Origin of the sequence: Inhella gelatinilytica (genome assembly GCF_016093295.1) — a bacterium.
In the GTDB taxonomy this organism is placed as follows: Bacteria; Pseudomonadota; Gammaproteobacteria; order Burkholderiales; family Burkholderiaceae_C; genus Inhella; species Inhella gelatinilytica.
This window is the reverse complement of the sequence record NZ_JAEDAL010000011.1, coordinates 14815-29418: the sequence shown is the minus strand read 5'-3', so window position 1 is coordinate 29418 and position 14604 is coordinate 14815. Positions and strand designations below refer to the sequence as shown.

The following is a 14604-nucleotide window of genomic DNA, read 5'->3' as shown; positions in this document are numbered from 1 at the left end:
TCACCCCACCACCTCCGCTACCAAGGGCGTCGCTTCCGGTCCCACGTCGCCAATACAGCAAGCTGCTTGGTAAGCCTGGACGGCCCGCTCTGCCGCCGCTTCATCGGCCGCGTGCACCACCGCAAGTGCCTCGCCAGCCTGGACAGTCCGGCCCAGCGGGCACACTGCGGAAAAACCCACGCGCGGGTCGATGGGGTCGGCCGCCACGCGCCGGCCGCCACCCAGCTCGATCACAGCCATGCCGATCGCCCGCGTGTCCTGCCCCACCAGCACGCCGGCCCGGGGCGCGGGCACCGCCCGCTGAACGGGCGCAACCGGCAAGTGGCGCTCGGGGCGTTCCACGAGGTCAGCCGGGCCGCCCAGTGCGACCACCATCTGGCCAAAACGCTCCGCTGCCGCACCGCTGTCCAGCGCCGCTTGCAGCTTGGCCCGCGCCTGCGCTTCGTCAGCCGCCAGCCCCCCGAGCATCAGCATCTGGGCACACAAGGCCAAAGTGACCTCGTGCTGACGCGGCTCCACGTTTCGACCGCGCAGGTAGTCAACCGCTTCCAACACCTCCAAGGCATTGCCCGCGGTGTGGCCCAGCACCTGGTTCATGTCGGTGATGAGAGCGCGCGTCTTCATGCCGGCGCCGTTGCCCACCGCAACGATGCTGTCGGCCAATTCGCGCGCCATGGCCGGCGTGTCCGCAAAGGCCCCATTGCCCACCTTCACGTCCATCACCAGCACGTCCAGCCCGGCGGCCAGCTTCTTGCTCAGAATGGAGGCAGTGATCAGGGGCACGGATTCCACCGTCGCCGTCACGTCGCGGATGCCATAGAACCGGCGGTCCGCCGGCGCCAAATCGGCCGTTTGGCCAATCACCGCACAACCGAGGTCTCGCACGATGCGGTCGAACTCGGCGAAGTCGGGCCGCGTGTTGTAGCCCGGCACCGCCTCCAGCTTGTCGACCGTGCCCCCCGTGTGGCCGAGGCCGCGCCCCGCGATCATGGGCACGTAGCCGCCACAGGCGGCGACGAGGGGCGCCAGCATCAGGCTGATCTTGTCGCCCACCCCGCCCGTACTGTGCTTGTCTACCACCGGGCCGGGCATGTTGGGCCAGTGCATCACACGGCCTGAATCCCGCATCGCCTGGGTCAACGCCACGGCTTCGTCGCGCCCCATTCCCTTCAAAAAGATGGCCATGGCCAGGGCCGCCACCTGGCCCTCGCTCCAGCGCTCCGTGGTGATGCCGTCAACAAAGGAGTCGATTTGCGCTTTGGACAGCGCCCCGCCCCCGCGCTTGGTGCGGATGATTTCTTGCGCCAGCATCTCAATAGCCTCCGCTGGCGGTCACGGCAGCCGCGCCCTGCCCGTCCAGCACCGCCAGGATGTCGTCCAGCAAGCCCGACGCGCCAAAGCGCAGGCGACTCGGGTCCAGCGCCGACTCGCCCAAGGCCGCGCGGGTGGCCGCCACATAGGGCTCACCTTGGGCGACCGTGCGAATGCCCCCCGAGGCCTTGAAACCCGCCGCGGCCAAGCCGCTGTGGGCGATTTCGTCCAGCATGGCCCGCGCCGCCTCCAGCGTGGCCGAGACTGGGGTCTTGCCCGTGCTGGTCTTGATGAAGTCGGCGCCCGCGTTCAGGCTGAGCTGGGTCGCCCGTCGAATGACCGCCTCGTCCTTGAGTTCCCCCGATTCGATGATGACCTTGAGCGTCAAGGGGCGGCTGGCATGGCGCACCTCGGCCAGGAATTCGCCCACTTCCAGGCTTTGCCCGGCGAGCAAGGCCTTGTAGGGCAGCACCACATCAATTTCCTGGGCCCCCGCCTGAGCGATGGCCTCGATATCCGCCACGGCTCGGGCCACATCCAGCGCGCCATCCGGGAAGTTGGCCACTGCCGCCACGCGGATGCTGGCCGGCAATGCGGCCCGCGCCTGCGCCACAAACTGCGGCCACACGCACACCGCCGCCACCGGGCCGTGGCGCGTCTGCGCCTTGGCGCACAGCGCGGTGATGGTGTCCGCCGTGTCGCCATCGTTCAGGCTGGTCAGGTCCAGGCAACGCAGCAGGGTGCGTGCCGTGTCTTGCGAGCTCATGAGGTCAGGCCTTTTTCAGCGAATCCAGCGCGCACAAACGATCCAGCAAGGCGCTCAAGAAACCGGCCGCGCGCTCCCCGCTCTCTTTGGCCTCCCGCAAGGTCAGCTCGTGCGTGAGCGCCTCAGCCGACAGGCCAGCCGCCATGTTGGTGATCAAGGCCAGACCCATCACGCGCAGGCCCGCGTGGCGCGCGAGGATGGTGTCCGGCACGGTGGACATGCCCACCGCATCGGCACCAAAGGCCGCAAACATGCGAATTTCAGCCGGCGTCTCGAACTGCGGGCCCAGCGCCCAGCAATAGACCCCTTCGTGCAAGCGCGTGTCGATTTGCTGCGCCAGCGCGCGGGCCGCCTGGCGCAGCTCGAGGTCGTAGGCGCAGCTCATGTCCACGAAACGATCGCTGCCCGAGAGGCCCACCAAGGGGCTGCGCTGCACGGCGTTGATGTGATCGCTGATGAGCATCAAGCTGCCCGGCCCCTGCTGCTGGCGCAGCGAACCCGAGGCGTTGGTGGACAGCAGCACCTGCACGCCCCACGCCTTGAGGCTGCGGATGGGCGCGGCCATGCCGGTGCAGTCCCCGCTCTCATACGTGTGGGCCCGGCCCCGCAACATGGCCACGCGCGCGCCCCCCGCGGTCGTGCCCACCACCACTTCGTTGACGTGACCCTCGACCTTGGGCAGGGGCCAGCCCGGCAGGTCCGCGTACGACAAGCGTTGGACATCGCGCAGCTGCTCGCTCGCCGCCGACCAGCCCGAACCCAGCACCACGGCGATGGACGGGGCGGCGCCAAACGTCGCTTCCAGCTTCACGCTGGCGGCCTGAACGGCGTTGGCCAGGGCTTCACCCTGCAAATAAGGACTGCTCATGTTCGAATCTTTCAAGCGAGATGGTCGGGACTGAACGAGTGGGGGAACAACTGCTCCAGCGTCCACTGTTGCTGCTGACCGCTCTCGTTCACGGCCAGGACCCAAAAATCTTCCGGCTGCGCAAACTCGCGCAGCTTCTGGCGGCACCCGCCACAAGGGGTGATCAGGTGCTGGCCATCCCCGACCACTAGCACCCCTTTGGCCTTGCGCACGCCGGCCAGCACCATGGCCGACAGCGCCCCCGCCTCGGCACAAACGCCTTGGGGATAGGCGGCGTTCTCGACGTTGCAGCCGCCAAAAATGCGGCCATCCTCACCCAGCAATGCGGCGCCCACCCGGTAGTTCGAATACGGCGCATAGGACGCCGCACGGGCAGCACGGGCGACCGCCAGCATCTCGGCCTTCAGGGATTCGTCCGCCATCACCGTTCCTTGACGTACGGCCGACCCAAGGCCTTCGGCGCAATCGCCTGGCCGATGAAGCCCGCGAGCAACACCACCGTCAGCAGGTAGGGCAAGGCTTGGATGGCCTGGACGGGGATCTCGCCGATGCCAGGCAGGCTCACGCCTTGGAGCTGGATCGCCAGCGCATCCAGCAAGCCAAAGAGCAGGCAGGCGAACAAGGTGGGCAGTGGCCGCCAGCGGCCGAAGATCATGGCCGCCAGCGCGATGTAACCGCGGCCCGCGGTCATGTTGGGGCTGAAGTTGGCGTTCTGGGCCAACGAGAGGTAAGCACCCGCCAAGCCCACCAGCACTGCCCCCATGAGCAGCGCCCCATAGCGCAGCAGCGGCACAGAGACGCCCGCGGCGTCCACCATGGCGGGGTTCTCCCCCACGGCACGCAGCCGCAGCCCCAGGCGTGTGCGCTCCAGCAGGAACCAAACCCCCACCACCGCGGCGAACGCCGTGTAGACCAGGGCGTTGTGACTGAACAGCGCATGGCCCAGCACAGCCCCCAAAAAACCGCCATGCGCTTGCGCGGCGGCGGCTGGCTCGGACAAGCCGGGAGCCAGCGCGGTGATGCGCAATTCGGGCGCCAAGGTCGGCGTCTGCCCGCCCGTCTGGAACCACGCGATGCCCAGCACCACCGTCAACCCGGCCGCCACCATGTTCAGCGCGACGCCGGACACCACCTGATCCCCGCGATGGGTGATGCAGGCAAAGCCGTGAATCAGGGCCATGGCCGACGCCACCCCCACCGCGGCAATCAAACCCAGCAGCACCGACTGGGTGGCGGCCGTTGCGGCCGCGGCGGCAAAGGCTGCGGCCAGCATCTTGCCTTCCAAGCCCAGGTCAATGACCCCGCTGCGTTCGCTGATCAGGCCCGCAAGGGCCACGAGCAGCAGCGGCGCGGTCAGGCGCAGCGTGGAGCCCAGCACGGAGCCGATCAGCACCATCTCATCCATGGCGGGCCTCCTGGCTCACGAACGCATAGAGCCGCGCAAACAGCGGTGCGCTGACCATGGCCATGGCACCGGCAAACAGCACGATCAGCCCTTGCACGGTCACCACCATCTCCCGCGAGAAGCCGGGCAGCTCAAACGCAACCTCGACCCCGCCTTGATAGAGCACACCAAACAGAAGCGCCGCCAAAACAATGCCCACGGGGTGGTTGCGCCCCATCAGGCTCACCGCGATGCCCGTGAAGCCCGCGCCCGCCACAAAGTCCAGCGTCAGCTTGCCCTGCACGCCCGACAGCTCATTGACGGCTACCATGCCTGCCAGCGCCCCAGACAGCCCCATCGCCACCAGAACCTGCGCCCTGGGGTTCATCCCCGCATACTGAGCCGCACGCGGCGCGGACCCCACGGCGCGCAGCGCGTAGCCGGCCCGGGTGCGCCACAAGAACCAAGCGACGAAGAAACAGGCGGCCAGGGCCAGCAGCGTGGCGGCGTTGAGCGGAGAAGTGGGCCAGTCCACGCCCCAGCGCGCCGCCCAGTCATGCAAGGCGGGGAGCTTGGCGGCCTCGGGAAACGGCTCGGACTCAATCACCATGGAGCCGCCACCCACACGCAGGCTGTTGACCAGCAGGTAAGCGTTCAGCGCCGCCGCCAAGAAGTTGAACATGATGGTGGTGATGACGATGTGGCTGCCGCGCCAGGCCTGCAAATAGCCCGGCACCAGCCCCCAACCCGCCCCGAACAGCGCGGCCGCCCCGATCACCAGCGGCAGCAGCGCCCAGGCCGGCAAACCCGGCGCCAAATACAGCGCGGCCAGCGCCAAGCCCAAGCCGGCAAACGTGGCCTGCCCTTCCCCGCCAATGTTGAAGAGCCCGCCGTGTATGGCAACCGCGACGGCCAACCCGGTAAAGGTGAACGTGGTGGCGTAGTACAGGGTGTAGCCCAGCCCTCGCGCGTCACCCAATGCGCCCTTGATCAGCACCTCAAAAGCCTGCGCCGGGCTGTGCCCAATCAAGGCCACCACCCCCGCCGCGACGGCCAGGGCCACGGCCAGATTCCAAAGGGGCAGAACACCGAGCTCGATCCAGCGCGGAAGAACAATGGAATTACTCATCAAGCAGCCTCGGGCTGTGCGGCCATCAAGAGGCCCAGCTTGCGTTCATCACAGTCGTCGATCGCCAGCTCACCGGTGATGCGGCCCCCGTTCATGACCAGCACCCGGTCGGAGAGAAGCAGGATTTCGTCCAGCTCGCTGGAAACCACCAGGACTGCACAGCCCGCATCGCGCAGCGCCCGCAATTGGTTGTGGATGAACTCGATGGCCCCGATGTCCACGCCCCGGGTGGGCTGCCCCACGAGCAGCACCTGGGGGGCTTCGCCGATCTCGCGCGCCAGGATCAACTTTTGCTGATTGCCGCCACTGAACTTGCTGGATCCCAGGTCCGCGTTGCGGGGGCGCACGTCAAAGCGCTCCATCATGGTGGCCGTCGCGGCCTTCAAGGCCCGCCGATTCAGCCCCCACCGCCCGCTCTTGTACTTGGGCGCATCCTGGTAGCCCAGCACGGCCGATTCCCAGGCTGGGAAGCCGAGCACGAGCCCGCAAGCGTGGCGGTCCTCGGGCACATGGGCCAGGCCCAATTCGCGTGCCGTCTTGGGGTTCAGCCAACTGCCGGGCTCGTACGCCCGGTCGCCCAGTTGCAGCCGACCGCCCTCAGGGACGTGCAGGCCCGACAGCACCTCGAGCAATTCGCTCTGCCCGTTGCCCGACACGCCCGCCACGCCCACGATTTCGCCCGGCCGCAGGTCCAGTGAAACCTCGCGTAGCACCGGCACACCCTGGGCATTTCGCAGGCTCAGCGCCCGGGCAGACAAGCGCGGAGCTGCATCCGCTGTGACCGCGGAGCCGCCTTGGCGGCCCAGCACAACCTTGCGCCCCACCATGGCCTCCGCCAACTGGGCCTCATTGGTGTCGGCAATGGCGCAGGTGTGCACCACCCGCCCGGCGCGCATCACCGTCACGGCATCGGCCAAGGCCATCACTTCCTTGAGCTTGTGGGTGATCAGGATGATGGTGGTGCCCCGGGCGCGTAAGCCGCGCAGCACCTCGAAGAGCTGCTGGGTTTCCTGCGGCGTCAGCACCGCTGTAGGCTCGTCCAAGATCAGGATCTTGGCCCCGCGGTACAGCGCCTTGAGGATTTCCAGCCGTTGCAGCTCCCCGACCGGGAGCTCGTCGACCCGGGCCTCCAAACGCACCTGCAGCCCGGTGTCCTGCATCAGTTGCTGCAGTCCGGCGCGCACCTGCGCTTGGGCCTTGGGCAAATACCCGTGCGGCTCGGCGCCCAGCAGCACGTTGTCCAAGGCACTCAAGGTGTCCACCAGCATGAAGTGCTGGTGGACCATGCCCACGCCTTGGGCAATGGCCTCGTGCGAATTGCGCACCTGCACCGCTTGGCCGTGCAGAGCAATTTCGCCTTCGTCCGCCTGGTAGTAGCCGTAGAGGATGGCCATCAGCGTGGACTTGCCCGCCCCGTTTTCGCCGATCAGGGCGTGAACGGAACCGGCGGCCACTGTCAGATCCACACCGTCATTGGCCTGGACCGCGCCAAAGCGCTTGGAGATCCCCCGCAGGGCGACGGCGGTCATGCAGCGGGCTTACTTTTTGCAGGCTGCCGGTTCGGCCATGGCGTCCACCACCTTGACCTTGCCGCTGACGATGTCGGCCTTGACCGCTTCCAGCTTGGCTTTCATGGCTGCGTCCACCAACTTGGCGTTGTGCTCGTCAAAGGCGGCCATCACGCCGTCTTCCTTCAACCCCAAGGACTGCAAACCGGGCTTGAAGCCCTTGAGTACGTTGTAAACCGCCACGTCCACGCGCTTGACCATGGAGGTCAGCATGGTGCCGGGTTGGAGGTGGTTCTGGTTGCTGTCCACCCCGATGGCCAGCTTGCCCGCGTCTTTGGCCGCTTGGTAGACGCCCGTGCCCGTGCCGCCAGCCGCCGCAAACACCACGTCCACGCCCTTGGCGAATTGCGCCTTGGTGAGCTCGGCACCCCGGGTCGGGTCGTTCCAAGCCGTCGAGGTCGTGCCCGTCATGTTGGCCAGCACTTCGGCCTTCGGATTGGCGGCTTTGACCCCCTGCTCGTAGCCGCACTGGAACTTGCGGATCAGCGGAATGTCCATGCCGCCCACGAAGCCCAGCTTGCCACTCTTGCTCTTCAAGGCCGCCAACACGCCAACCAGGTAGCTGCCTTCATGCTCTTTGAACACGATGGAGGAGACGTTGGGCAGATTGACCACGCCGTCAATGATGGCGAATTGCGTCTTGGGGAATTGCTTGGCGACTTGCTCCAGCGCGCTGGCCTGGGCAAAACCAATCGAAATCACCGGGCTGTAGCCCTTCTCGGCCATGCGGCGCAGGGCTTGTACGCGCTGCGTGTCGTTCGAGATTTCGAACTCCTGATAGGCCTGGCCGGTCTCGGCCTTCCACTTCTCCACGCCGCGGTAGGCCGCTTCGTTGAAGCTCTTGTCGAACTTGCCCCCCATGTCAAAGATGACCGCCGGGGCCGCAAAGGCGGTACCGATCGAGAGGGCCACAGCGGCGACAGCAAAACGCGGCAAAAGGCTCATGGCAAAAACTGTATACAAAAGGAGGGGCATTCTAGGGCGGCGGGCTGCGTCAAGAGCGCGTCGACGGGCGGCCGACCCCCTCGTAAACCAGACCCTGCGCGGCCATTTCGTCCGCTTCGTACAGGTTGCGGCCGTCGATGATCAGCGGCTGGCGCAAGCGGCTTCGAATTTGCTCGAAGTCGGGGGTGCGGAACTCACGCCACTCGGTGATGATCACCAGCGCGTCAGCCCCATCCAGGGCCGCGTAAGCATCGTCCACGATGGTGATGCCCGCCTTGTCGTGTAGCTGTGCGCGGGCAGCGGTCGCCGCCACGGGGTCGTAAGCCACCACGGAGGCCCCGCGCTCCAGCAGCTCCTCGATGACCACCAAACTGGGGGCCTCCCGCAGGTCATCGGTGTTGGGTTTGAACGCCAGCCCCCACAGCGCGATGGTTCGCCCAGCCAAGGGCCCCAGGCGGCGCTCCAGCTTCTGAACCAGCACGCGTTTTTGCCGCGCATTGGCGGCCTGCACCGCCTCCAACACCCCGAGCTGCAGGCCATGTTCTCGCCCCGTGTGCAGCAGGGCGCGCACGTCTTTGGGGAAGCAAGAGCCGCCGTAACCGGCCCCGGCATAGAGAAAGTGCGTACCGATGCGTTCGTCGCTGCCCATGCCACGCCGCACCTGCTCGATGTCGGCCCCCACCTGCTCCGCCAGTGCGGCCAACTCGTTCATGAAGCTGATGCGCGTGGCCAGCATGGCGTTGGCCGCGTATTTGGTGAGCTCCGCGCTGCGGGCATCCATCACTTGAATGCGCTCGCGATTGCGGTTGAAGGGCGCGTACAGCGTGCGCATGAGCTGCAGCGCTGACTCGTCCTCACTTCCCAGCACGATGCGGTCGGGTCGCAGGAAGTCGTCCACCGCGGCGCCCTCTTTGAGGAACTCCGGGTTGCTGACCACCGCCACCGGGTAATCGATTTGACGCTCGGCCAAGCCCGCTTCGATCACGGCTTTGACCCGATCGGCCGTACCGACGGGCACCGTGCTCTTGTTCACCACCACCGCGGGGCCGATCAGGTACTGCGCGATGGTTCTTGCCGCTGCCAGCACATGCTGCAGGTCGGCCGATCCGTCTTCGCCCGGGGGCGTGCCAACCCCGATAAATAGGATGCGCCCGTGGCCGATGGCGTCCGCCGCATCCAGGGTGAAGCGCAAGCGCCCAGCCGCCGCATTGGCACGCACCATCGCCTCCAGGCCCGGCTCATGGATGGGGACGTGGCCGGCCTGAAGCTGGGCCACCTTCGCGGCGTCCACATCCAGGCACACCACGTGGTTGCCCGTCTGGGCCAAGCAAGCGCCGGTGACCAGGCCCACATAGCCCGAACCGATGACGGTGACCTTCATGCGTGCCCGCTCCGATCAGGCGTCTTGCAGGTGGGCCAGCGGGTGCTGGTCGGCCGGCCAGGGGCTTTCGAACATGGCGGCCACCTGGGCGGCCGTCACTTCAGTCTGCGTGGCCGGCTGCCAACGGGGGTGGTGGTCTTTGTCCACGGCCAGCGCGCGGATGCCCTCCACCGTTTCGCAGTGCACGCCCCGCCAGGCCGGCTCAAAACACCAGTGCACGAGCGTGCGCTCCAAGCGCAGGTCGTCCGCCAAGCTCAACGAGCGCCCCCGACGCACCAACTCCAGACTGATGGCCATGCCCAAGGGCGAGTTGTGGCTCAGCTGCTTGAGGGTCTTGTGGGCCCACTCGCTGCCATCGGCCTGGAGGGACGCCAGCACCTGATTCATGTCGCCAACGCCAAAGTGCCGGTCAATCTCCGCGCGATGAGCACCGTGAACCGCTGCAGGCGCCACCGCCGCGCGGTCCATCACCGTGGCCACCACGCGCTCCGCACTGGGCTGTTCGCCATGACGCAGCGCCTCAACCAGGGCATCCCACTCCGCCGCAGGCACGTAGACGTCCCCCAAGCCCCAGGCAATGGCATCGCCTGCGCCCAACACTTGCCCGGACAGCGCCAGCCACTCGCCCACATGGCCCGGGCATTGCGCCAAAAACCAGCCGCCGCCCACGTCAGGGAAGAGGCCAATGTGCGCCTCGGGCATCGCCAGCTTGCTGCGCTCGTTCACCACCCGCAGCTTGGCCCCCTGGGTGATGCCCATCCCGCCGCCCATGACGATGCCGTCCATCAAAGCGATGTAGGGCTTGGGATAGACGTGAATCTCGTGGTTGAGGGCGTATTCCTCGGTGAAGAAGTCGCCCAGCGCGCTGTCTTTGGCGTGCGCTGCCGTGTGGAAGAAACGGATGTCACCGCCAGCACAGAACGCGGGCGGCTTGCCCTCGCGGCCCTGCCCCAGCACCACCACCGCTTCGATGCGCGCATCGTCGCGCCAGGCCGCCAGCAGCGTGCGCAGGTCCCGGATCATGGGGAGCGACAGGGCGTTGAGAGCTTGCGGGCGGTTCAGGATGATGATCCCCAGCGCACCGTTCACCTCGGCCAGCACATGGCCGTCGCTGCACAGGGGCGGAATGAGGGACGTCGTCATGAAGATTTCTCCGGCGCCGAGCGGCGGCGCAATTCATTGAGGAATAGGGCGAGCAGCACCAAGCCCCCGCCAGCCAAAGTGTTGGAGCCAGGGGCTTCGCCCGCCAGCCACCAGACCCAGGCCACACCAAACAGCAATTCCAGTTGGGCCATCAGCGCCACCTCGGTCGCACTGAGGACCTTGGTCAGGTGCACCACCAAGGTACAGGGAAAGGCCAGTTGAAAGGCCCCCAAAAATGCCAGCCATAGCAGGTCGCCCGCCGAGGCAGAGAAAGGCCAGGCCAGGACCAGGGTGGCCAGGGCGGAGATCAGCCCGCCCAGGGCCACGGCATGGGGCAGTGAAACGGGGGCATCGCTTCGACCCATTCGCTGCAACACGATCCAATTGATCGACGCCGCCACTGGCACCGCCACGGCCACCAGCGCGCCTAGCCCTGGCTTGGCCTCGCCACCGAACATCCACGCCACCCCGGCGCCGGCCAGGCCCACAGCCACCAGGGTGCGCAAAGGCAGGGGTTGTTTCAGCACTCCCCAGGCCAGGAGGGCGGTCATCAGGGGCCCCAGGGCCATCACCACCAGCACCTGGGCCACGGGACTGATCGAGACCGCCACCATGAACGCGGTGAACATCACTGACCAGCACAAGCCAGACGCCCAGAGTGCCTTGCTGGGGTGCAACAACGGGGCCAAGCCCGCCCGCCCCTCGCGCAGCCCCCACCACAGCAGCAGCGTGAGCGCCGTGAACGCCGAGCGCCAGAAGGTCACCTCAAACGGTCGCGCGCTCTCCAGCTGACGGCTGACGATGCCCGCACTGCTCCACAGCAGCGTGACCACCACCATCAGCAGCAGGGCGCGACGGTGACTCATTCGCGTCTCAAGCGCCGGCCGCCTCACGCGCCATGCGCTTGCGTTCGTGCTCCACCAGGTAGCGCTTGCGCAGACGCACGCTCTTGGGCGTGATTTCCACCAACTCGTCGTCATCGATGAAATCCACACCGTACTCGAGCGTCAGATCGATGGGCGGCGTGATCTTGATCGCGTCTTCCTTGCCGCTGACGCGGAAGTTGGTCAGCTGCTTGGTACGGGTGGCATTGACCACGAGATCGTTTTCGCGGTTGTGGATGCCAACGATCATGCCTTCGTAGACCGGGTCGTTGGCTTTCACGAACATGCGACCGCGGTCGTCCAGCTTGCCCAGCGCATAGGTGAAGATTTCACCCGCGTCCATGGAAATCAGCACGCCGTTCTTGCGACCGCCGATCTCGCCTTTGTGGGCCTCGTAGCCGTCAAAGATCGAGGAAATCAGGCCCGAGCCGCGCGTCAGGTTCATGAACTCGTTGGAGAAGCCAATCAAGCCGCGGGCTGGGATGCGGTACTCCAGGCGCACACGCCCGTGACCGTCCGGCTCCATGTTGATCAGATCGCCCTTGCGCAGCCCCAAGGCCTGCATGACGCCGCCTTGGTGGATTTCCTCGACGTCCGCCGTCACGAGCTCCATCGGTTCCGACTTCACGCCATCGATGTCCTTGAACATTACCCGCGGTTTGGATACGGCCAGCTCGTAGCCTTCACGGCGCATGTTTTCCAGCAGGATGGTCAGGTGCAGTTCGCCGCGGCCACAAACTTCAAACACCCCGTCTTCGCTGGTTTCCTTGACGCGCAAGGCCACATTGCTTTGCAACTCTTTTTGCAGGCGATCCCAAATTTGGCGGCTGGTGACGTACTTGCCTTCCCGGCCGGCCAGGGGCGAGGTGTTCACGCAAAAGTTCATGGTCAGGGTCGGTTCGTCGACCTTGAGCATGGGCAGGGGCTGCGGGTTGAGCGGGTCGGTCACGGTCACACCCATGCCGATGTCCTCAATGCCGTTGATCAGCACGATGTCGCCGGGGCCAGCTTCCTGAACCATCATACGGTCCAGGCCCTTGAACTTCAGCACCTGGTTGATGCGGCCCTTGGCGGTCTTGCCGTCCGGGCCTTCCATCACCAGCACGTCCATGCCAGGCTTGATGGTGCCCTGGTTGATGCGGCCCACGCCGATACGACCGACATAACTGCTGTAGTCCAGCGAGCTGATCTGCATCTGCAATGGGGCGCTCTCCTCGCCCTCGTGCGGCTGCACATGGCGCAAGATAGTTTGGAACAGAGGGGCCATGTCCTCGCCCCACTTCTCGCCAGGCGTGCCCTCCTCCAGCGACGACCAGCCATTGATGCCGGACGCGTAAACCACCGGGAAGTCGAGCTGTTCGTCCGTGGCGCCGAGCTTGTCAAAGAGGTCAAAGGCGGCGTTGATCACGGCGTCGGGTTTGGCGCCGGGCTTGTCGACCTTGTTGACCACGACGATCGGACGCAGGCCCAGAGCCAGGGCCTTCTTGGTCACGAAGCGGGTCTGCGGCATCGGACCTTCCTGGGCATCAATCAGCAGCACCACGCCATCGACCATGGATAGCGCGCGCTCAACCTCACCACCGAAGTCCGCGTGCCCCGGGGTGTCCACGATGTTGATGTGCGTACCTTCCCAGCTGACTGCGCAGTTCTTGGCCAGGATGGTGATGCCGCGCTCTTTTTCGATCGCATTGCTGTCCATCACGCACTCTTCAAGTTGCTCGTGGGCGGCAAAGGTGCCGCTCTGGCGCAGCAGCTGGTCCACCAGGGTGGTCTTGCCATGGTCGACGTGGGCAATGATGGCGATGTTGCGGATTTGCTTGTTGCTCATGGCAGTTCTCAGGTCAGTGATGCGGGGCCAGCGAGCAGGGTCTGCAGCTCGATGGGGCTGAGCAGACGCTCAGGGATGAGTTCACCGCCCGCAATGCGGGCGGAGCCGAGGAAGGCTTGCGGCTCAGGGCCAAAGGTGCGCACACGCGCCGCGGGCGCTAGCGTGGTGCGGCGGCGGATGCCCGCCAGCAGCTTGCCGGCATCGTCGGCACCGAGCCGGATCAAAGGGCAATCGGCCAGCAGCAGATCCGGCGGCAGCAGGTGCCGCAAGCGGGCGGCGTCATCCAACAGCTCCAGCTCGGCCAGGGTGATAGCCCGGTCGAGCGTCAACGGGCCGCTGTGGGTGCGGCGCAGCGCACTCAGATGGGCGCCACAGCCCAGCAGCTCGCCGAGGTCTTCGGCCAAGGTCCGGATGTAGGTGCCTTTGGAGCAACGTACGGAAATTTGCAGTGTCTCGTCGGTTTGCGACAGCAGCTCCAGCGCGTGGATCGTGACGCGGCGCGGCTCGCGCTCGACTGTCTTGCCCTGGCGCGCCAGCTCGTACAAGGCTTTGCCCTCATGCTTCAGCGCCGAGTGCATGGGCGGGACTTGATCAATCTCGCCGCGCAGTTGCTGCAAGGCCCCTTGCAGGTGCTCGGGCGTGAACGCGATGGCACGCTCGCTCACGATCTCACCCTCGCGGTCGCCGGTCGTCGTGGTCTGGCCCAGACGCAGGGTGGCGACATAGGCCTTGTCCGCCTCCAGATTGAGTTGGCTGAACTTGGTGGCAGCCCCGAAGCACAGCGGCAATAGACCGGTAGCCAAGGGGTCCAAGGTACCCGTATGCCCTGCCTTTTCTGCATTCAACAGCCGCTTGACCTTTTGCAGCGCGTCGTTGCTCGACAAGCCCAGGGGCTTGTCCAGCAGCAACACGCCGTGCAGGGCACGGCGCACGCGTTTGGTGCGGGTCAAGGCGCACGGGTCCATGGGTTCAGTCTTCGCGCCCGTCGTCCGCCGGCAAGGAGGGCTCTGCGTCCTGGGCCCGATGGCGGTTGGCTTCGATGATGAGACGGTTCATTTCGGCCGCCCGTTCGGTGCTGTGGTCGAAATGGAAATGGAGCGTGGGCACGGTGTGGATCTGCAACGACTTAAAGAGGCTGTTGCGCAAAAAACCTGCCGACTCGTTCAGAGCCTCGGCCGTCGCCGCCGGGTCGCCCACCAACACGGTGAAGAAGACCTTGGCGTGGGCGTAATCCGGGGTGACCTCCACCGCGGAGATCGTCACCATGCCGATACGGGGATCTTTCAATCCGCGAATGAGCTGCGCCACGTCGCGCTGGATTTGGTCAGCAACGCGAAACGAGCGATTGGGCGTGGATTTCTTGTGACGCATGTCAGAACTCCTGGATGGACAAAGCC

Annotated in this window: 14 protein-coding genes; all 14 read right to left on the bottom strand. The window is 66.1% G+C overall.

Annotated features, from left to right (window positions below):
• The 14 genes from deoA to rbfA are packed head-to-tail and all read right to left on the bottom strand — an operon-like array spanning position 1 to position 14578.
• The gene (deoA, locus tag I7X43_RS15600; RefSeq protein ID WP_198101882.1) at positions 1 to 1311 is read right to left on the bottom strand and encodes a thymidine phosphorylase; all 1311 of its coding nucleotides are present in this window, start codon (positions 1309 to 1311) and stop codon (positions 1 to 3) included.
• Between the two features lies 1 nt (position 1312).
• On the bottom strand, positions 1313 to 2077 hold the full coding sequence (gene deoC / locus I7X43_RS15595) for a deoxyribose-phosphate aldolase (RefSeq protein ID WP_198101881.1): 765 nt from the start codon (positions 2075 to 2077) through the stop codon (positions 1313 to 1315).
• 4 nt (positions 2078 to 2081) lie between these two features.
• On the bottom strand, positions 2082 to 2945 hold the full coding sequence (locus I7X43_RS15590; RefSeq protein ID WP_198101880.1) for a purine-nucleoside phosphorylase: 864 nt from the start codon (positions 2943 to 2945) through the stop codon (positions 2082 to 2084).
• Between the two features lie 11 nt (positions 2946 to 2956).
• Positions 2957 to 3367: a cytidine deaminase gene (cdd, locus tag I7X43_RS15585; protein ID WP_198101879.1), complete on the bottom strand. Its 411-nt coding sequence runs from the start codon at positions 3365 to 3367 to the stop codon at positions 2957 to 2959.
• Positions 3367 to 4350 carry an ABC transporter permease gene (locus I7X43_RS15580; protein ID WP_198101878.1) on the bottom strand — a complete coding sequence of 328 codons (984 nt, stop codon included), beginning with the start codon at positions 4348 to 4350 and terminating at the stop codon, positions 3367 to 3369. The genes cdd and I7X43_RS15580 overlap by 1 nt, the downstream gene beginning before the upstream one ends.
• The gene (locus I7X43_RS15575; RefSeq protein WP_198101877.1) at positions 4343 to 5458 is read right to left on the bottom strand and encodes an ABC transporter permease; all 1116 of its coding nucleotides are present in this window, start codon (positions 5456 to 5458) and stop codon (positions 4343 to 4345) included. The genes I7X43_RS15580 and I7X43_RS15575 overlap by 8 nt, the downstream gene beginning before the upstream one ends.
• Positions 5458 to 6987 (bottom strand): ABC transporter ATP-binding protein, encoded by a 1530-nt coding sequence (locus I7X43_RS15570; RefSeq protein ID WP_198101876.1) that lies wholly within the window; start codon positions 6985 to 6987, stop codon positions 5458 to 5460. Before I7X43_RS15570 ends, I7X43_RS15575 begins: the two co-directional genes overlap by 1 nt.
• A 9-nt stretch (positions 6988 to 6996) precedes the next feature.
• Complete coding sequence (locus tag I7X43_RS15565) at positions 6997 to 7971, bottom strand: BMP family lipoprotein (protein WP_198101875.1); 975 nt, start codon at positions 7969 to 7971, stop codon at positions 6997 to 6999.
• 49 nt (positions 7972 to 8020) lie between these two features.
• On the bottom strand, positions 8021 to 9352 hold the full coding sequence (locus I7X43_RS15560; RefSeq protein ID WP_198101874.1) for a UDP-glucose dehydrogenase family protein: 1332 nt from the start codon (positions 9350 to 9352) through the stop codon (positions 8021 to 8023).
• Positions 9353 to 9367: 15 nt separating this feature from the next.
• Positions 9368 to 10495, bottom strand: coding sequence for an enoyl-CoA hydratase/isomerase family protein (locus tag I7X43_RS15555; protein ID WP_198101873.1), 1128 nt, complete (start codon positions 10493 to 10495; stop codon positions 9368 to 9370).
• A complete protein-coding gene (locus tag I7X43_RS15550) occupies positions 10492 to 11361 on the bottom strand; it encodes a DMT family transporter (protein ID WP_198101872.1) in 870 nt (289 codons plus the stop codon). Before I7X43_RS15550 ends, I7X43_RS15555 begins: the two co-directional genes overlap by 4 nt.
• A gap of 7 nt (positions 11362 to 11368) precedes the next feature.
• Positions 11369 to 13207, bottom strand: coding sequence for a translational GTPase TypA (typA, locus tag I7X43_RS15545; RefSeq protein WP_198101871.1), 1839 nt, complete (start codon positions 13205 to 13207; stop codon positions 11369 to 11371).
• 8 nt (positions 13208 to 13215) lie between these two features.
• Positions 13216 to 14172 carry a tRNA pseudouridine(55) synthase TruB gene (truB, locus tag I7X43_RS15540; protein WP_198101870.1) on the bottom strand — a complete coding sequence of 319 codons (957 nt, stop codon included), beginning with the start codon at positions 14170 to 14172 and terminating at the stop codon, positions 13216 to 13218.
• A gap of 4 nt (positions 14173 to 14176) precedes the next feature.
• On the bottom strand, positions 14177 to 14578 hold the full coding sequence (gene rbfA, locus I7X43_RS15535) for a 30S ribosome-binding factor RbfA (RefSeq protein ID WP_198101869.1): 402 nt from the start codon (positions 14576 to 14578) through the stop codon (positions 14177 to 14179).
• Positions 14579 to 14604 lie beyond the last annotated feature (26 nt).